This is a genomic window from Kitasatospora sp. NPDC029312 (assembly GCF_055569215.1).
Window position 1 is genome coordinate 181,854 of record NZ_JBVHXY010000002.1, and the last position, 18,696, is coordinate 200,549.

General features: G+C 73.7%; 13 protein-coding genes. 7 read left to right on the forward strand and 6 right to left on the reverse strand.

All coding sequences use genetic code 11. The annotated features are described in order from the left end of the window. The first annotated feature begins 151 nt into the window (after window positions 1–151). The 3 genes from lon (at window position 152) to ACZ4WV_RS02370 (ending at window position 4,411) form a co-directional block, all read left to right on the forward strand. Window positions 152–2,548, forward strand: a complete 2,397-nt coding sequence (gene lon, locus ACZ4WV_RS02360; RefSeq protein WP_465741947.1) for an endopeptidase La — start codon at window positions 152–154, stop codon at window positions 2,546–2,548. A gap of 67 nt (window positions 2,549–2,615) precedes the next feature. Then, on the forward strand, window positions 2,616–3,182 hold the full coding sequence (locus ACZ4WV_RS02365) for a GtrA family protein (protein WP_465741949.1): 567 nt from the start codon (window positions 2,616–2,618) through the stop codon (window positions 3,180–3,182). A gap of 5 nt (window positions 3,183–3,187) precedes the next feature. Beyond that, the gene (locus tag ACZ4WV_RS02370; protein ID WP_465741951.1) at window positions 3,188–4,411 is read left to right on the forward strand and encodes an ROK family protein; all 1,224 of its coding nucleotides are present in this window, start codon (window positions 3,188–3,190) and stop codon (window positions 4,409–4,411) included. A 69-nt stretch (window positions 4,412–4,480) separates the two neighbouring features. Here ACZ4WV_RS02370 and ACZ4WV_RS02375 read toward each other — a convergent pair whose 3' ends face one another. Beyond that, entirely contained in the window at window positions 4,481–5,527 is a 1,047-nt protein-coding gene (locus ACZ4WV_RS02375) for an ABC transporter permease (RefSeq protein ID WP_465741952.1), read from the reverse strand. Window positions 5,528–5,643: 116 nt separating this feature from the next. Here ACZ4WV_RS02375 and ACZ4WV_RS02380 point away from each other — a divergent pair, with 116 nt between their 5' ends. Then, window positions 5,644–6,090: a MarR family winged helix-turn-helix transcriptional regulator gene (locus tag ACZ4WV_RS02380; RefSeq protein ID WP_465742168.1), complete on the forward strand. Its 447-nt coding sequence runs from the start codon at window positions 5,644–5,646 to the stop codon at window positions 6,088–6,090. A 180-nt stretch (window positions 6,091–6,270) separates the two neighbouring features. After that, complete coding sequence (locus tag ACZ4WV_RS02385; RefSeq protein WP_465742170.1) at window positions 6,271–7,767, forward strand: MDR family MFS transporter; 1,497 nt, start codon at window positions 6,271–6,273, stop codon at window positions 7,765–7,767. A 139-nt stretch (window positions 7,768–7,906) separates the two neighbouring features. Here the strand turns inward: ACZ4WV_RS02385 and ACZ4WV_RS02390 are convergent, their stop codons facing one another. Together ACZ4WV_RS02390 and ACZ4WV_RS02395 are read right to left on the reverse strand one after the other, a co-directional pair. Then, window positions 7,907–8,158 (reverse strand): hypothetical protein, encoded by a 252-nt coding sequence (locus tag ACZ4WV_RS02390; protein WP_465741954.1) that lies wholly within the window; start codon window positions 8,156–8,158, stop codon window positions 7,907–7,909. Window positions 8,159–8,183: 25 nt separating this feature from the next. Further along, on the reverse strand, window positions 8,184–9,368 hold the full coding sequence (locus tag ACZ4WV_RS02395) for an inorganic phosphate transporter (RefSeq protein WP_465741956.1): 1,185 nt from the start codon (window positions 9,366–9,368) through the stop codon (window positions 8,184–8,186). A 344-nt stretch (window positions 9,369–9,712) separates the two neighbouring features. Between ACZ4WV_RS02395 and ACZ4WV_RS02400 the strand changes: the two genes are divergently transcribed. Continuing rightward, window positions 9,713–11,287: an NlpC/P60 family protein gene (locus ACZ4WV_RS02400; RefSeq protein ID WP_465741957.1), complete on the forward strand. Its 1,575-nt coding sequence runs from the start codon at window positions 9,713–9,715 to the stop codon at window positions 11,285–11,287. Window positions 11,288–11,379: 92 nt separating this feature from the next. Here the strand turns inward: ACZ4WV_RS02400 and ACZ4WV_RS02405 are convergent, their stop codons facing one another. Further along, on the reverse strand, window positions 11,380–13,683 hold the full coding sequence (locus ACZ4WV_RS02405) for an FdhF/YdeP family oxidoreductase (RefSeq protein WP_465741959.1): 2,304 nt from the start codon (window positions 13,681–13,683) through the stop codon (window positions 11,380–11,382). 151 nt (window positions 13,684–13,834) lie between these two features. On the opposite strand from ACZ4WV_RS02405, the gene ACZ4WV_RS02410 reads away from it, so the two are divergent. Next, complete coding sequence (locus tag ACZ4WV_RS02410) at window positions 13,835–15,610, forward strand: serine/threonine-protein kinase (protein ID WP_465741961.1); 1,776 nt, start codon at window positions 13,835–13,837, stop codon at window positions 15,608–15,610. A gap of 77 nt (window positions 15,611–15,687) precedes the next feature. Here the strand turns inward: ACZ4WV_RS02410 and ACZ4WV_RS02415 are convergent, their stop codons facing one another. Then, on the reverse strand, window positions 15,688–17,616 hold the full coding sequence (locus ACZ4WV_RS02415; RefSeq protein ID WP_465741963.1) for an FAD/NAD(P)-binding protein: 1,929 nt from the start codon (window positions 17,614–17,616) through the stop codon (window positions 15,688–15,690). Next, a complete protein-coding gene (locus tag ACZ4WV_RS02420) occupies window positions 17,613–18,572 on the reverse strand; it encodes an amino acid ABC transporter permease (RefSeq protein ID WP_465741964.1) in 960 nt (319 codons plus the stop codon). The genes ACZ4WV_RS02415 and ACZ4WV_RS02420 overlap by 4 nt, the downstream gene beginning before the upstream one ends. Between the last annotated feature and the right edge of the window lie 124 nt (window positions 18,573–18,696).

Consider the following 18,696-nt stretch of genomic DNA (forward strand, 5'->3'; position numbering starts at 1 on the left):
CCGTCGCCCGCCGTCCGCGCTTTTTGACGGCGCCTCCCCTTGGCCGTTCCGCGCCCGTGACGTTCGCTCATGGCGAACAAGGTGTCGGGAACATCCCGTACCCGTGAAGCCTTAGTCACATCGACTCAACTTCACTGACTGGGGAGAGATCATGGCATCGACGTCCACTCCGCTCACCCTGCCCGTGCTGCCGCTCGACGACGAGGTCGTGCTTCCGGGCATGGTCATTCCGCTGGACCTGAAGGACACCGAGGTGCGCGCCGCCGTCGAGGCCGCCCGCGCCGCGGCCGACGGCTCCGGCAAGCCGCAGGTCCTGCTGGTGCCGCGGGTGGACGGCTCGTACGCGGCGGTCGGCACGCTGGCCACGGTGGAGCAGGTCGGCCGCCTCGCCGACGGTGACCCGGCCGCCCTGGTGCGCGCCGTGCGCCGGGTCCGGATCGGGGCCGGCACCACCGGCCCCGGCGCCGCCCTCTGGGTAGAGACCACGCCGTTCCGGGAGTCCTCCGCCGGCATGCCGGTGGCCGGGCGGGCCGCCGAGCTGGTCAAGGAGTACAAGGCGCTGTCCACCCAGTGGCTGCGCAGGCGCGGCGCCTGGCAGATCGTCGACCGGGTCGCCCAGATCGAGGGCGTCGGCGAGCTCGCCGACAACATCGGCTACGCGCCGTTCGTCACCGCCGAGCAGAAGCTCAAGGTGCTGCTGGAGGCCGACCAGGTCGCCCGGCTGGAGTACGCGCTGACCCTGCTGCGCGACCACCTCGCCGAGGAGGAGGTCAACGACACCATCCGCAAGGACGTCGAGGAGGGCGTGGCCAAGCAGCAGAAGGAGTTCCTGCTGCGCCGCCAGCTGGAGGCCGTCCGCAAGGAACTGGCCGAGCTGAACGGCGACCCGGCCGACGAGGAGGGCGACTACCGCGCCCGGGTGGAGGCCGCCGACCTCCCCGAGAAGGTCCGCGAGGCCGCCCTCAAGGAGGTCGACAAGCTGGAGCGCGCGTCCGACCAGTCGCCCGAGGGCTCATGGATCCGCACCTGGCTGGACACCGTCCTGGAGCTGCCCTGGAACGAGCGCACCGAGGACGCGTACGACATCGCCGCCGCCCGCGCCGTGCTGGACGCCGACCACGCCGGTCTGGCGGACGTCAAGGAGCGGATCGTCGAGTACCTGGCCGTCCGCAAGCGCCGGGCGGACCAGGGGCTCGGGCTGGTCGGCGGCCGCCGGGGCGGCGCGGTGCTGGCCTTGGTCGGCCCGCCCGGCGTCGGCAAGACCTCGCTCGGCGAGTCGGTGGCCCGCGCCATGGGCCGCAGGTTCGTCCGGGTCGCGCTCGGCGGCGTCCGGGACGAGGCCGAGATCCGCGGCCACCGGCGCACCTACGTCGGTGCGCTGCCCGGCCGGCTGGTGCGGGCGATCAAAGAGGCCGGCTCGATGAACCCGGTCGTCCTGCTCGACGAGATCGACAAGGTCGGCTCCGACTACCGGGGCGACCCGGCCGCCGCCCTGCTGGAGGTGCTGGACCCGGCGCAGAACCACACCTTCCGGGACCACTACCTGGAGGTCGAGCTCGACCTCTCCGACGTCGTCTTCCTCGCCACCGCCAACGTGCTGGAGGCCATCCCCGAGCCGCTGCTCGACCGGATGGAGCTGGTCCGGCTCGACGGCTACACCGAGGACGAGAAGGTCGTCATCGCCCGCGACCACCTGCTCCCGCGCCAGCTGGAGCGGGCCGGCCTCGGCGGCGAGCAGGTCACCGTGGCGGAGGAGGCGCTGCGCAAGCTCGCCGGGGAGTACACCCGGGAGGCGGGCGTGCGGAACCTGGAGCGCTCGATCGCCCGGGTGCTGCGCAAGGTCGCCGCCCAGGCCGAGCTGGGCGACCGCGAGCTGCCCGCCGCGATCGGCGCGCAGGACCTGCGCGCCCTGATCGGCCGGCCGCACCACGTGCCGGAGTCCGCCCAGGAGCCCGCCGAGCGGCGCACGGCCGTGCCCGGCGTGGCCACCGGCCTGGCGGTCACCGGAGCCGGCGGCGACGTCCTCTACATCGAGGCCTCGCTCGCGGACGCCGAGACCGGCGGCACCGGGCTGACCCTGACCGGGCAGCTGGGCGACGTGATGAAGGAGTCCGCGCACATCGCGCTCTCCTACCTGCGCTCGCGCGGGGCCGAGCTGGAACTGCCGGTCACCTCGCTGCGCGACCGCGGCGTGCACCTGCACATCCCGGCCGGGGCCGTCCCCAAGGACGGGCCCAGTGCCGGCATCACCATGACCACGGCGCTGGCCTCGCTGCTCTCCGGCCGCAAGGTGCGCACCGACGTCGCGATGACCGGCGAGGTGTCGCTGACCGGCCGGGTGCTGCCGATCGGCGGGGTGAAGCAGAAGCTGCTCGCCGCCGACCGGGCCGGGGTCACCACAGTGATCATCCCCAAGCGCAACGAGGCCGACCTGGACGACGTCCCGGCCGAGGTGCTGGAGCGGCTCACCGTCCACCCCGTCTCGGACGTGCGCGAGGTGCTGAAGCTGGCCCTGGAGCCGGCCGAGGTGCTGGTCGCGGCCGCGTAGCCCCCGCCGCCGGGGCCGGTTCGGCGCTCGTGGGGCCGACGGCATCCGCACGTGCCACACTGCGGAGATGCCGTCCCCCACGCAGCGCGTCCTGGCCCGGGTGCCGGCCAGGCTGCGTCCGGCCCTGGTGCGGCACCGCCGACTGGTGAAGTTCCTGCTGGTCGGCGCCGGCTGCTTCGCGCTCACCGTGGTGATCGACGTCGAGCTCAAGTTCACCGTCCTGGAGCACAAGCCGGTGGTCGCGCTGACGGTGGCGACGGTGATCGCCACCGTCGTCTCCTATCTGCTCAACCGCAGCTGGGCCTTCCGCGCCGCCGGGCGCGGGCGGGAGGCCCTGCTGTTCTTCCTGGTCAGCGCGGTGGCGGTCGGCCTCAACGACCTGCCGCTGGCCTTCTCCCGGTACGCCCTGGACCTGCGCGAGCCGTACGTCGGCCCGCTCACCCAGGAGATCGCCGACTTCGTCAGCGGGATGCTCGTCGGGACGTTCGTCGCCATGCTGTTCCGCTTCTGGGCGATGCGCCGGTGGGTGTTCACCCACGCCGTCGAGCGGGCGCACCCGGACCCGCTCCCGGGGCCGAACCCCGGTTACGCTGCACCCGGGATGCCGCAGGACGTTCCCCAGGACACGAGGTAGGGCGCATGAACGTGATGCGCGGGGAGCCGGACACCGGCCGGACCGGACCCGCCAGCCAGCAGGGGATGCGCCGGGCGAACCTGGCGCTGGTGCTCGACGTGATCGCCCGCGGCCCGCGCTCGCGCGCCGAGGTCGCCGCCGAGACCGGGCTGACCAGGGCGGCCGTCTCCTCCCTCGCCGAACAGCTGATCTCCGCCGGACTGGTCGTCGAGGAGGGGCCCGCCGCGCCCAGCGGCAAGGTCGGGCGCCCCGGCACCGCGCTCGGGCTGAATCCGCTCGGGCCCGGCGGCCTCGGCGCCGAGATCGGCGTCCGGCACCTGGGCGCCTGCGTGGTCGACCTGCGCGGGGAGGTGCGCGCCTGGCGGCGCCAGGAGGTCGCCAACCGCGGCCGCCCGCCCGCCGCCGTGATGGCCGACCTCGCCCGGCTGGTGCGCTCCGCCGTCATCGAGTCGGGCCTGCACCCGGCCGGACTCACCCTGGCCGTGCCGGGGCTGGTCGGCGGCAGCGGGGTGCTCCAACGGGCCGCCAACCTCGGCTGGCACGACGTCCCGCTCGCCCCCGAACTGCGCCCGGCGCTGCGCGCGGCCGGAGAGGGCCTGGCCGAGCTGCCGATCCAGGCGGACAACGAGGCCAACCTCGGCGGACTGGCCGAACGGTGGCTCGACCACGGCCCGGAGGACTTCCTCTACGTCTCGGCCGAGGCCGGGGTCGGCGCGGCGATCGTGGTCGGCGGCCGGCTGCTGCGCGGCGCGCGCGGCTACGCGGGCGAGTTCGGCCACGTGCCGGTGCGCCCGGACGGGCCGCGCTGCGCCTGCGGGGCGCGCGGCTGCCTGGAGCAGTACGCGGGAGAGGCGGCGGTGCTGCGGGCGGCCGGGCTGGGCGGTGCGCACGGCGACTGGGTGACGCTGCTGGCCGAACGCGCCACGGCCGGGGACGAGCCGGTGCTGTCCGCGCTGGCCGGGGCCGGTTCGGCGCTCGGCATCGCGGCCGCCGGCGCCGTCAACCTGCTGGACCCGGCCGAGGTGGTGCTGGGCGGTGGCTACGCCCGGCTGGCGCCCTGGCTGCTGCCGGCGATGCGGCGCGAGCTGGCCGCCCGGGTGACGGTGCGGCCGTGGGCGGAGGAGCGGCTGACGGTCTCCAAGCTCGGCCGGCGCGGGCCGCTGCTGGGCGCGGCGGTCGGCGTGGTGCGCGCCATCGTCGCCGACCCGGGACCGCTCACGGGCGGCTGAGGAGCGTCGTACCCGGACGACCGCGCCCCCGGCCGTCGGCGGCCGGGGGCGCGGGTGGGCAGCCGGTGCTCAGGCCTGCGTGGTCTCCACGAGGATCTCGCGGCTGCCGGAGCGCGGGCCGCGCAGCACCGCCAGGAAGGCGACGCCGACGCCGACCAGGGCCCAGATCACCAGGACCACGATCGGCATCCCCAGGTTGGTGGAGCCGAAGTAGGCGATGGACTTGGTGGCGCTGGTGCCGGCGCCGTTCGGGATCAGCGAGCCGATCGCCCGCCAGAACGGCGGCATCATCGGCGCCGGGTAGACGCCGCCGGCGCTCGGGTTGCCCAGCACCACGAAGACCAGCACCGCGAGGCCGATGCCGATGATGCCGAACAGGCACTGCAGCGCCATGGTGAACGCGCCGACCGTGAACACCACCAGGGCGCCGATGGCGGTCAGCGCCAGGACCGAACCGGGCAGCGCGTCCAGGACCGGTCCGGCGATGATCGTGCCGCCGAGGCCGGCGCCGACCGAGTACAGCGCGAGGACGCCGAGGCGGATCAGCAGGCGGTGGACGTTGGCCGGCTTGGAGCCGGCGCTGATGCCGAGGATCGAGGCGACCAGGTAGCCGCCGACGCACCAGCCGATGACCAGGTAGAAGGCGCTGAGCCCGTTGGTGTCGCCCTTGGCCAGCGGCACGACGTCCTCGACCTTGACCGTCCGGCCCTGGGACTGGTCCAGCGCGGTGGTGACGCTCTCGGCGGCCTTGGCGGCGGAGGTGCCGCGGGCGCCGCCCACCAGCAGGGTGTCCTCGGTGCCGTTCGGGTTCACCACCAGCGCGGCGTAGATCTTCTGGTCCTTGATCCGCTGGGTCGCCGTCTCGGTGTCCGGCGCGGTGACGGGCTTGACGGCCTCGTCCGGCACCGATGCCAGGCCCTGCACGACCTTCGGCGCGACCTGCGGCGGGGCGACCACCGCGATCGACAGCTTGTGGGGGGTCGGGTGGTGCAGCGCTCCGACGTACGAGGCGATGAAGCCGAGCTGCAGCAGCAGCACGCCGATCACCAGCATTGCCGCACGCGGTGTGACCGCGCCCTTCAGTTCCGCGACGAAACCCTGCCCGGGGGCGGTCATCCACATCTCCTTGCGTATCGGGGGAAATCGGATACTTAATACTATGAAGTAGTTGAGCTGGTCTCAACCTCCGCACCGCCGTGGGCCCGTCGCGGCTGGGCGATACTGGCGCCGTGATGGACGAAGAAGCCCTGGTGGCGGTGGAGCGCGAGGTCGGGCTGATGTTCCGGCGGGGCCGCGCCAGAGTGACGGAACTCTCACGCAGGGTGCACCCGGAGCTGGAGGGTGCGGCGTACAGCATGCTCGGCTACCTGGAGCAGGCCGGGCGGGTGCGGGTGACGGACGTCGGACTGCACTTCGCGGTCGGCAAGGCCACGGTGAGCCGGCAGATCCGCGCCCTGGAGGAGCTCGGCCTGGTCGCCCGGGAGGCGGACCCGCAGGACGGCCGGGCGGCCCTGGTGTCGCTGACCGAGGACGGGCGCAGGCGCTACCTGACCGCGTACGACGTGCGGCTGCGGCGGGTGCGCGAGGTGGTGGGCGGGTGGTCGCGGGAGGACGTGGTCCGGTTCGCCGAGCTGCTGCACCGCTTCAACGACGTGCTGGGGGAGCCGCCGGCTGAGTGATCACGCCCGGCCGGGAGGGCTTTGCCGGTGCTTGAAGAAAGTTGCCTTAGTCAACCATCGAGCTTATGGTTGCTTAAGGCAACGAATTTGTGCCGCCCGCGTACCCCCTCCTCCCGCCGAAGGACGCAGATGACCGTGACAGCCGAGGCGACAGCCCGAAGCGGCGTCGACGACCGACCGATGACCCACCGGCAGGTGATGGAGGCACTGTCCGGCCTGCTGCTAGGCCTGTTCGTGGCCGTGCTCTCGTCGACCGTCGTCTCCAACGCCCTGCCGCACATCCTCACCGACCTGCACGGCGGCCAGTCCGCCTACACCTGGGTGATCACCGCCGCCCTGCTCACCCTGACCGCCTCCACCCCGATCTGGGGCAAGCTCTCCGACCTCGCCAGCAAGAAGCTGCTGCTGCAGATCGCCCTGCTGATCTACATCGCCACCTCCGCGCTGGCCGGCCTCTCGCAGAACACCGGCGAGCTGATCGCCTGCCGCGCCCTCCAGGGCGTCGGCGCCGGCGGTGTGGTCGCGCTCGGCCAGATCTGCCTGGCGGCGATGGTTCCGCCGCGCGAGCGCGGCCGTTACAGCGGCTACTTCGGAGCGGTCTTCGCCCTCGCCACCATCGGCGGCCCGCTGATCGGCGGCGTCATCGTGGACACCTCCTGGCTGGGCTGGCGCTGGTGCTTCTACGTCGGCATCCCGTTCGCGCTGGCCGCGATCCTGGTGGTGCAGCGCACCCTCAAGCTGCCCGTGGTCAAGCGCCGGGTGAAGATCGACCACCTGGGCGCGCTGGTCATCACCGGCGCCGTCAGCCTGCTGATGATCTGGATCACGCTGGCCGGCAAGAACTACGCCTGGATCTCCTGGCAGACCGCGGCCATGGTCGGCGGCGGCCTGCTGCTGGGCGCCCTGGCGGTCGTGGTCGAGCGCCGCGCCGCCGAGCCGATCATCCCGCCGGACCTCTTCCGGTACCGCACCGTCACCCTGGCCGCGATCGCCAGCGTGCTGGTCGGCGTCGGCATGTACGGCGCGACCACCTTCCTCAGCCAGTACTTCCAGCTGGCCCGGGCCAAGTCCCCGACCATGGCCGGCCTGATGACCCTGCCGATGATCATCGGCCTGGCGCTGTCCTCCGCCGTGGCCGGCCGGCTGATCACCAAGTACGGCAAGTGGAAGGCCTACCTGGTCTCCGGCACCGCGCTGCTGGCGATCGGCTTCGCACTGCTCGGCACCGCCCGGGCCGACACCGACTACGTGCTGCTCTCCGTCTACATGGCGATCACCGGCGTCGGCCTCGGCCTGACCAGCCAGAACCTGGTGCTCGCGGTGCAGAACACGGTGCCCCGGCACGAGCTCGGCGCGGCCAGCTCCGTCGTCACCTTCTTCCGCACCATGGGCGGGGCGATGGGCGTCTCCGCGCTCGGCGCGCTGATGACCACCAAGGTCGGCGACTACCTGGCGGCCAACCTGGCCGCGGCGCACGTCCCGGCCGGCCACGCGGCGGCCGGCGGCGGCATCCCGGACCTGGCGGAGCTGCCGGCCCCGATGGTCCCGCTGGTGACGGACGCCTTCGGCCACGGCGTCGGCACCGTCTTCCTGTGGGCCGCCCCCTTCGCGGCGCTGTCCTTCGTCACCGTGCTGTTCATCCGGGAGACCGCGCTGAAGACCACCCAGGAGAACTGACGCCGGGAGAGCTGACGTCAGGAGAGCCGACGTCGGACAACCGACCGGCCGGGACAACCGGTCGTCGGGACGGGGATACGCGCAGCGGGCCGGGGAGTGGCGAACACTCCCCGGCCCGTTCGGCGTTGCGGGACGGCCGCTACGGCGCGGCGATCAGCACCAGGCCGTAGACCACGGCGGCGGCGCAGAGCGCGAAGCAGGCGTACGCGCCGGCCAGCAGGGCGGGCCTGCCGCCGCCGGAGGCCTGGCCGGGCTCGCCCTCGCGGGCGCTCAGCGCGGCCTCGCGGCGGGACAGCGCCAGGATGCCGAGGGCGAAGACGGCGACCACGGCGACGGTGACGCCGAAGCTGACGCCGGCGGTCTGGGCCAGTGCGTTCCACTTGATGTGCATGGTGAGTGCTCCTCGGCGTCGGCGCTCAGGCCGCGACCGTGGTCGAGGCGGGGGTGGGGGCGGCGTTCGTCGGGGCGACGGCGGTGACCTCGACGGGGGTGACCTCGGCGACGTCGTTGACGTTGTCCGCGCTGACCGGCTGGCGGCGGGAGAGCATCCACATCGCGCCCGAACCGGCCACCAGCACGGCGCCGACCAGGGCGACGCCCCAGCTGCCCTGCCGGGCCAGCAGGGCGGCGCCGCCGGAGACCAGCGCGGCGGCCGGCAGGGTCAGGCCCCAGGTGTAGACCATGCGGCGGACCATGCTCCAGCGCAGCTCGCCCTTCGGGCCGCCGAGGCCGGCGCCCATGATGCCGCCGGAGCAGACCTGGGTGGTGGAGAGGCCGAAGCCCATGTGCGAGGAGGTCAGGATGACGGTCGCGGCGGCCGACTCGGAGGCGAAGCCCTGCGGCGGGCGGATGTCCGCCAGGCCCTTGCCCATCGAGCGGATGATCCGCCAGCCGCCCATGTAGGTGCCGAGCGCGATCGCGGCGCCGGCCGAGATGATCACCCAGGTGGGGGGCAGCGCGCCGTGCGGCAGGGCGCCGACCGAGACCAGCGTCAGGGTGATGATGCCCATCGTCTTCTGGGCGTCGTTGGTGCCGTGCGCGAGCGAGATCAGCGAGGAGGAGAAGACCTGGCCGGTCTTGAAGCCCTTCTCGGTGGTCTCGGCGCGGCCCCTGCGGGTGATCGCGTACGCGAGCTTGGTGGCGCCCCAGGAGGCGAGCCCGGCGACGAGGGGAGAGGCGACCGCCGGGACGATGATCTTGGTGATCACGGTGTCGAAGTTGACGCCGTTCATGCCGACGCCGACGACCGTGGCGCCGATCAGGCCGCCGTACAGGGCGTGCGAGGAACTGGACGGCAGGCCGCGCAGCCAGGTCAGCAGGTTCCAGAGGATCGCGCCGGCCAGTGCGGCGAAGATGATCTCGGGATGGACGCCGGCCTTCTCGTTGACGATGCCGCCGGAGATGGTGGTGGCCACCTTCACGGAGAGGAACGCACCCGCGAAATTCAGCAGGGCCGCGATGGTGACCGCGACCTTCGGACGAAGGGCCCCGGTCGCGATCGCGGTGGCGGCCGCGTTGGCGGTGTCGTGGAACCCGTTGGTGAAGTCGAAGGCGAGCGCCGCGATGATCACCACGGCTACCAGGAACGAGATGTGTTCCATACCCAAACAATCGTCGTAGTTGTCGCACGGACGTTGATGACGCCGTGACCGTAGGTGGGTTGAGTGAACGGAAGGTGAACTGGGCCGGGAATCGTGGTTCCGATGGTGACCCATGGGTGTCCGGCAGCTTTCCCAGGGGTGTCAACGGCTGATCTGAGCTGGGCATTCGCGGAGAAAACCCCGTTTCGCCCCCGTTTGCTGAGACCTGTCTCACACCTCAAATGGAGAATTAACCTCCCGGTCGGAGTGCGCCCTGTATCCGGGGAGGGACCCGTGGGAGGATCGGCGGGATCCGGCACGGGTCGACGGCAGGACAGGGCAGGACAGGTCGGGGAGGACCACCCATGGGCGGGGCCGCACAGGGCACGGAGTCGACGGGCGTACGCCCCTGGGTGCGGGCGGCCCTGCGGTGCGGAGCCGTCCTCGCGGCCGCCGCACTCGCGCTGCCGGCCGCCGCCCAGGCCGCCTACGCCGCACCCGATCCGGGAACGGGCGTCGCGGTGTCGCCCGGGGCGGACCCGCTGGCCCAGGCCAAGGCCACCCTCGGGCCGCTGCTCGACCAACTGCACGGGCTGTACCAGAGCGCCGAGGCCGCCACCGAGCAGTACAACGCCGCGGTGGCCAAGGTCACCGATCAGCAGGCCGCGCTCACCGACCTCCAGGGCAAGCTGGACCGGCAGCAGAAGCAGGTCGACGCCGGGACGGACATCGCCTCCCAGCTCGCCGCCGCCCAGTACCGCAACGGCTCCGCCTCCGCCTACGCCGAACTTCTGCTCTCCAAGGACCCGTACGAGGCGGTCACCATCGCCGAACTGCTCACGACCGCCAGCCGCTCGCAGTCCGAGTTCCTGGACCGGCTCAAGGCCGACCGGGACGCGCTCGACGGGCTGAAGAAGCAGACCGAGGAGGCGCTCAAGGCCTCCCAGGCGCTGGTCGCCCAGCAGGACGCCGCCAAGGCCAAGGTCGCGGCCGACCTCGCCTCCGTCGAGCAGCTGGTCTCCTCGCTCACCGGCGCCCAGCGGTCCGAACTGGAGCAGCTGGAGAAGGCCAAGGCCGACGAGGCCCAGCTCGCCTTCCTCGCCTCCGGCGCCCTCGGCAAGGGGGAGCGCACCCCCTCGCTGGCCGGGCGCGCGGCGGTCGCCTTCGCGCTGGCGCAGCTCGGGAAGCCGTACCTGTGGGGCGGCACCGGCCCGGACTCCTACGACTGCTCGGGCCTCACCTCACAGGCCTGGCTGCACGCCGGGAAGCCGATCCCGCGCACCAGCCAGGAGCAGTGGGCGCAGCTACAGCACGTCCCGCTGAACCAGTTGCGGCCGGGTGACCTGGTGATCTACTTCCAGGACGCCTCGCACGTCGGGATGTACCTCGGCGGCGGGCTGATCGTCCAGGCGCCGCGGCCGGGCGCGTTCATCAAGGTCTCGCCGATCGGCTCGATGCCGATCCTCGGGGCCGTCCGGCCCGACCCGGACGGAGCGGCGGACGACGCCGGCGGCGCCTGGAAGGTGCCCGAGCTGCCGAAGGGCTGGGACTCGGTCACCCCGATCGCGCCCAGCCCGGCCAACCAGGTCACGCCCGCCCCGGGCGGCCCGGCGGCCCAGCAGCCGGCCACCCCGGCGACGCCGAGCGGCACGCCCGCCGGCTCCGGCACGCCCTCGGACCCCGGCACCGCCACCCCGGGCAACCCGGGCACGCCGACCGGGACCCCGACGGGCACACCCACCGGGACGCCGACCAGCACGCCGACCGGGACACCGACCCAGACGCCGACTCAGACCCCGACGGGCACCCCCGCCCAGACCCCGACGGGCGGCACGGGCTCGCCGACCACCACGGGCTCTGCCGGCACCACCGCCTCGACCGGCGCCTCGGCCCCCGGCAGCGCCACGGCGACGCTGCCGCTGGGCGGTCTGCCGCACTGACCCGGCACGCCGAAGGCCGCCCGACGTCCCCGGACGCCGGGCGGCCTTCGCGCTGCCCGCCCCGTCAGTTCCGCCCCGTCAGTTCTGCTCGGTCAGTTCTGCTCGGTCCGCGCATGCCCCTCGCCCGAGTCGGGTTCGAAGCGGATGACGACGGCCTTGGAGGTGGGGGTGTTGCTGATGTCGGCGGTGGAGTCGAGCGGGACCAGGACGTTGGTCTCCGGGTAGTAGGCCGCGGCGCCCGCGCGGGCCACGGGGTAGTGGACGACCCGGAAGTGCGGGGCGCGGCGCTCGGTGCCGTCTGTCCACTCGCTCACCAGGTCCACGTACTGGCCCTCGGCCAGGCCCAGTTCGGCGGCGTCGGCCGGGTTCACCAGCACCACCCGGCGACCGCCCCTGATGCCGCGGTAGCGGTCGTCGAGGCCGTAGACCGTGGTGTTGTACTGGTCGTGGGAACGCAGCGTCTGCAGCAGCAGGCGGCCCGGCGGGACCTCGGGCGCGCACAGCGGGTTGACCGTGAAGTTGGCCTTGCCGGTCGCGGTCGGGAAGGTGCGGGAGTCGCGCGGGCCGTGCGGGAGGGTGAAGCCGCCGGGGCGGCGGACCTTCTCGTTGTAGTCCTCGAAACCGGGCACGACCCGGGCGATCCGGTCCCGCAGGGTGTCGTAGTCGGAGCCGAAGTCCTCCCACGGCACGGTGTCCTGCGGCCCGAGGACGGTACGGGCCAGGCGGCAGACGATCGCGGTCTCGGAGAGCAGCCCGGGCGCGGGCGGGCGCAGGCCGCCCCGGGAGGCGTGCACCTGGCCCATCGAGTCCTCGACGGAGACGAACTGGGCGCCGTGCGCCGTGACGTCGCGGTCGGTGCGGCCGAGGGTGGGCAGGATCAGGGCGCGGGCGCCGGTGACCACGTGCGAGCGGTTGAGCTTGGTGGAGACGTGGACGGTCAGCCGGCAGCGGCGCATCGCCGCCTCGGTGACCTCGGTGTCCGGGGTGGCCGCGACGAAGTTGCCGCCCATCGCGAAGAACACCTTGACCTTGCCGTCGCGCATCGCGCGGATGGTGTCCACCGAGTCGTAGCCGTGGGCGCGCGGCGGCTCGAAGGTGAACTCCTTGCCCAGCGCGTCGAGGAAGGCTGTTGTCGGCCGCTCGAAGATGCCCATCGTCCGGTCGCCCTGGACGTTGCTGTGCCCGCGCACGGGGCAGACGCCGGCGCCCGGGCGGCCGACGTTGCCGCGCAGCAGCAGGAAGTTGACCACCTCGCGGATGGTGGGCACGGCGTGCTTGTGCTGGGTGAGGCCCATCGCCCAGCAGACGATGACCTTCTCGGAGGCCAGCACCAGGCGGCCCAGCTCCTCGATCTGCTCCCAGGGCAGGCCGGTCGCGGCGAGCACGTCCGTGGGGTCGGTCTTGAGCGCCTGCTCCTCGAACTCCTCGTAGCCGTGGCAGTGTTCGGCGACGAAGGCGCGGTCGACGCCGTCCTGCTCCAGGATGATCCGGTTGAGCGCGCGGAACAGCGCGAGGTCCCCGCCGAGGCGGATCTGCAGGAAGAGGTCGGTCAGCTTGGTGCCGTGGCCGACCAGCCCGCGCGCGTGCTGCGGGTTCTTGAACCGCTCGAGGCCCGCCTCCGGCAGCGGGTTCACGCTGACGATGGTCGCGCCGGCCCGCTTGGCGCGCTCCAGGGCGGAGAGCATGCGGGGGTGGTTGGTGCCCGGGTTCTGCCCCGCCACGATGATCAGGTCGGCCTGGTAGAGGTCCTTGAGGCTGACGCTGCCCTTGCCGACGCCGAGCGTCTCGGTGAGCGCCGAGCCGGACGACTCGTGGCACATGTTGGAGCAGTCCGGCAGGTTGTTGGTGCCCAGGCGGCGGGCGAACAGCTGGTACGCGAAGGCGGCCTCGTTGCTGGTGCGGCCGGAGGTGTAGAACGCGGCGCCGTCCGGGGTGTCCAGGGCGCGCAGCTCCTCGGCGATCAGCGCGAAGGCGTGGTCCCAGGAGACCGGGGTGTAGTGGGTGGCGCCCTCGTCGAGCAGCATCGGCTGGGTGAGCCGGCCCTGCTGGCCGAGCCAGTAGCCGGACCGCTCGGCGAGCTCGGCGACCGGATGGGCGGCGAAGAACTCGGCCCGGATCCGGCGCTCGGTGGCCTCCTCGGCGACGGCCTTGGCGCCGTTCTCGCAGAACTCGGCGGTGTGCGTCCTGTCCGGCTCGGGCCAGGCGCAGCCGGGGCAGTCGAAGCCGTCCGGCTGGTTGACCTTCAGCAGGGTGGCGAGGGTGCGGCGGGCGCCCATCTGCTCGGCGGCCATCCGCAGGCTGTGGCCGACGGCGGGCAGACCGGCGGCCGCGTGCTGGGGCGCGGACACCTCGGGGGCGTCCTGCGCCGGGTCGCTCTGCGGGGCCTGCTTGGCCATGACTGCGCTCCTCGGGCTCTGCTGCGGCGAACCGCCGCACCGTCGCGGGGCTCGGGCCCATCCTTCCACCTGGGCCGGACCGGCGGGAGGGCCGTCGGTAGAGTCTGGGCGTCATGACGGGACGGACGCCATGACGGGAGGGGAGGGGCGCGTGCGAGTCGGTGACGTCCTCGACGGCCGGTACGAGCTGCGGGAGAAGCTCGGGCAGGGCGGCTTCGGGGTGGTGTGGCGGGCCCAGGACGCCCGGATGGGGCGGCCGGTGGCGGTCAAGGTCATCGGGCACCACGGCGGCGACCACGCGAAGGCCGCGCTGCGGTTCGTTCGGGAGGCCGGCGCGGCCGGAAACCTCTCCCACCCGCATATCGTCACCGTGCACGACCTCGGGCAGTGCGAGCAGGGCGGCCAGGAGGTCACCTACCTGGTGATGGAACTGCTCACCGGCCGCACCCTGACCGAGGTGCTGCGGGCCGGGGTGCCCGAGCCGGCGCTCAGCCTGCGCTGGGGGCGGCAGATCAGCGCCGCGCTGGCGGCCGCGCACGACGCGGGCATGGTGCACCGGGACATCAAGCCGGACAACATCATGGTCACCGACGCCGGGCAGCTGAAGGTGCTGGACTTCGGGATCGCCCAACTGGACACCGGGGCGGGCGGATTGACCACCACCGGGACGATCGTCGGCAGCCCGGCGTACATGGCGCCCGAGCGGTGGACCGGCGGCCGGGTGGACGGGCGGGCCGACCTCTACGCGCTGGGCTGCGTGCTGGTCGAACTGTTCACCGGGGCGCGGCCGTTCACCGGGGAATCGACGCCGGTGCTGATGTACCAGCACCTCAACGAGCCGCCGGCGCCGCTGGACCCGGCGCAGTTCGGGCTGCCGCCGCAGGTGGCGGGGCTGGTCGCGGAGCTGCTGGCGAAGGACCCGGCGGACCGGCCGGCCGACGCGCGTGCGGTCGAGCGGCGGTTGGCGGAGTCGGCGGCGGTGCCGGCGGCCGTGCCGGCCGTGCCTCCGGTGGTGCCCCCGACCGCGCCGGCCGTACCTCCGGTGCCGCTCGCGCCCCCGGTGGTGCCCGCGCCGTCGGTGCTGTCGCCGTTGACCACGCCGCCGGTGGTCGCCGCCCCGCCGTCCGCCGAGGCCGTACGGGCCGGGCTGCGCGAGCGCCGCGCGGCCGCCTACCGGGCCGTCACGCCGGGCGATGCGGCGCACCAGCTGCAGGCGATCGCCCAGGAGTGCGTCACGGCGCTGGGCGCGGCCGACCGCGACACCCTCTGCACCTGGCGGGACTTCGCCTGGTACCTCAGCCGGGCCGGGGACCTGGACGGCGCGATCCGGCTGCTGTCCGCCCTGGTGGAGGACATGCGCGCGGCGCTCGGCCCGACCGACCCGGACACCCTCGGCGCCCGCTGCCACCTGGTGTGGTGCATCGGCGAGAGCGGCTCGGCCGTGACCGCGATCCGGCTGATGAACGACCTGCTGCCGGACCTCCACGCCGGCTGGGGCGCGCAGGACGTCCGGGTGCTGAAGGCCCGGCACGACCTCGCCGCGCACCACGCCGACCGGGGCGACCTGCAGCGCGCGGTGGCGCTGCTGCACGCCCTGCTGCCCGACCTCGCCCGTACGCTGGGCGAGCACCACCCGAGCACCCTCCAGGCCTGGCAGGACCTGGCCGGCTACCAGCAGCGCCTCGCCCAAGCAGCCGGCCGCAAGGGGGCGGCGAAGCGCTACCGGGCGCCGCGGCTGAACCGGATCGAGGCGCTGGTGCTGGTCCGGCGGCTGCGGGTGTGGGACTTCGCCACCGACCAGGAGGCCCACGCCTGCATCGACGCGTTCGACCGGGGGATGGGCCTGAAGGGCTTCGCCGACGTGGTGTTCGAGGCTCCCGACCACGTCTCGGACGAGGACCTGGTGGAGGAGATCTTCGGCCCCTGAGGCCGCCCGGTCCCTGAGCCGCACGGTCCCTGAGCCCGCACGGCCGCTGAGCCCGAACCGACGAGCCGCTCACGCCGTCACGCCGCCAGCGCCGGTGCCGCCGGGAGCGCGGCCAGTGCCCGGAGCAGTGCCCGCGCGGTGGCGTCGTTCTGCCGGAAGGCCGGGGCGTCGGTGCGCGGCCGGGCGAAGGCGGCCGCCGTACGCAGGCTGGTGTGCGGGCCGAGTGCGGTGCGGCGGGGGTGGGGGGCGCCGCCGAGGGCGGGGTCGAGCAGCCGGCCGTCGGCGGGGGTGGTGGTGACCAGGCCGGAGCGGTGGGTGTGTTCGCCGTCGCTGACCACCTCCTCCACCAGCCGTCCGGCGCCGTGCAGTTGGCGCAGCACCGGGTCGAGGGTGCGGGCCAGCGCGTGCTTGGGCAAGTACCCCTCGACCAGCGCGGTGGCGGTGACGGTGTGGCCGGGCACGGTGGCGCCGCGGGCCCGCCAGGTGCCGGTGGCCTCGTCCCGCTCGACCCGCACGCCCGCGCCGAGGAAGCACACCACGCCGGCCTCCGAGAGGGCGAGCAGCTGGCGCAGCCGGAAGCCGGGCGGACCGGAAGCGAGGAAGCTGAAGAAGCCGAAGAACCACTCGTCCACCTCCTCGGCGACGGAGCGGGCGGTGAGCCGGCCGGCGGCGAGTACCCGGGGGAGCTGGCCGAACAGGGAGAGCAGGGCGAGGAAGGCGCCGAGGTCGGCGCTGTGCGCGGGGTCGCGCCGCCGGTCGGCGTCGGCGGTGACGTAGTGGCGCAGGTGGGTCTGGAGTTCCTCGGCGGAGCCGAGTTCGAGCCCGGCGAGGGGGTGGTCGAGCCGCTCGAAGTCGATCCGGTCGGCCGGGTCGGGGACGGCCTCGGCGATGAGGGCGGCGAGGTCGGGGGAGTACCAGCCGTGCCGGTCGTAGCGGGCCAGGAACTCGGGCCAGGGCAGGGCGGTGCGTTCGGGGTGGGCGTGGAACAGCTCGTGGTAGTGCCCGAAGCCGACCTCCTTGGCCATCAACGGCCAGACGTCGCGCCGCAGTTCGATCGGTCCACCGGTGGCGAGCAGGGCGTCCACGGCGGCCGCGCCGAAGTACCGGGGGAGCGGGGCGGGCGGTCCCTGGAGCCGGTAGTCGGTCTTGGAGTGGTACGGGACGCCGCGCCGGGAGCCGAGGTGAAGCACCGGTTCGCGGCCGGACGGGCGGTAGCGCAGGCCGGGCCGGTCCCCGATGGGTTCGAAGCGGCCGCCGCGGCCCTCGGTGAGCAGGGTGACGAGGTCGACGCAGGCGAGGCCCATCCCGCGCACCACCACCTGCTCGCCGGGGGCGATGCCGGCCAGTTCGGCCTCGACGTCGGCGGAGTAGGCGGGCGGGAGGTGGAAGCGGCGGTGCCGGGCGGCGAACTCGGAGTCGGCGGTGTGGCGAGGGTGCGGGGCGGAGTCGAGGTGGCCGAGGGTGAGGGCGACGTGGTCGGCGGTGAGCGTCCGGTCGGTGAGGTGGACGGTCTGCGGGCCGTCGGCCGGGCCGTCGAGCCGGTGGACGGTGTCCCGGTGGACGGTGACGGTGACGTGCGGCGGAAGGTCGGCGACGGCGCGACGGAACACCCAGTCCAGGTAGGCGCTCTGGGCCCGCCGGGTGGGGAAGTCGGTGGGGGCCAGGGCGTCCAGCTCGGCCCGTACGGCCGGGTCGGCGACCTCCCGGTAGGGCGCGAACTCGCGCCGCCGCCGGGCCCATTCGGCGAGTGAGGGGCCGGGGCGGACCGGCCCCTCGATGGTGGAGCGTTCGTCGGTGAACATGGTGACGTCCTCGGCCATCGAGTTCATCCGCAGCAGCGGGGACTGCTCGCGGCGCCAGATCCGGCCCGCGCCGGGCGGGTACGGGTCGACCAGGTGGACGTCCAACCGCCGGTCGGCGGGCAGGAGCTCGGCGGCATTGGCGGCGATCCGCTCCAGCAGTCCGGTGCCGCGCGGTCCGGCGCCGACGATGACGAGAGCCGTCATGCCCGTACCACCTTGGCGAAGGCCGCGCGGGCGCGCTGCAACGGCGTGGGCGGCAAGCCGTCCCGGCTGGCGCCCCTGGCGAAGTGCCGTTCGACGTAGTACTGCCCGACGGACAGCACGGTGGTGACCACCAGGTACCAGAGGGTGGCGACCATCAGCATCGGAATGACCTGGTAGGACTGCAGGTAGACCAGTTGCACCGAGTAGAGCAGGTCGGACACGGCCAGCACGCTGACGATGCTGGTGCCCTTGAGCGCGCCGATCAGCATGTTGCCGGCGGTCGGCACGATGGCGCGCATCGCCTGCGGCACCACGATCCGCAGCAGCACCCGCCGGCGGCCCAGCCCGAGCGCGGCGGCCGCCTCCAACTGGCCGCGGTCGACGGAGAGGATGCCGCCGCGGATCACCTCGGCGGCGTACGCCGTCTCCAGCAGGGTGAGGCCGATGACGGCCGTCAGGGTGGGGCCGATCAGGTTGACCGTCCGCACCGTGACGAACTCGGGGCCGAACGGGATGCCCAGGCCGAGCGTCGGGTAGAGCGCGCCGATGTTGAAGAAGAACAGCAGCTGCACCAGCGGCGGGGTGGACCGGAAGATCCAGGTGTAGCCCCAACTGAGCGCGCGCAGCACCGGGTTGGCGGACAGCCGCATGACGGCGAGGACGGTGCCGAGGACGAACCCGAGGGCGAGGGTCACGACGGTCAGCCACAGCGTCAGGGTGAGACCGTTCAGCACGGACCGCGCGGTGAACCAGTCGGCGACCACACCCCACTGGAAGGCCCGGTTGCGGATCACCGAGCTGACCGCCATCGCGGCGAGCAGCAGGGCGACCGCGGCGGCGATCCACTGGCCGGGCTTGCGGCGGGCGACGATCCGGGCGCCCGGGTCGGGGGCCAGCGGCGGGGCGGGGCTCGCGGTGCGGGCGGGGGTGGGCAGGACGTCCTGCGGGGTGGCCATGGCGGCGGCTCCTGGGCGGAGTGCGGGCGGGGGGGCAGGGGTACGGCGGTGATCACGTACGCGGGCCTCGGCGCCGGCCCGCGTCCCTCAACACGGCCGGCGCATCGCACTGCACTCTGCACTC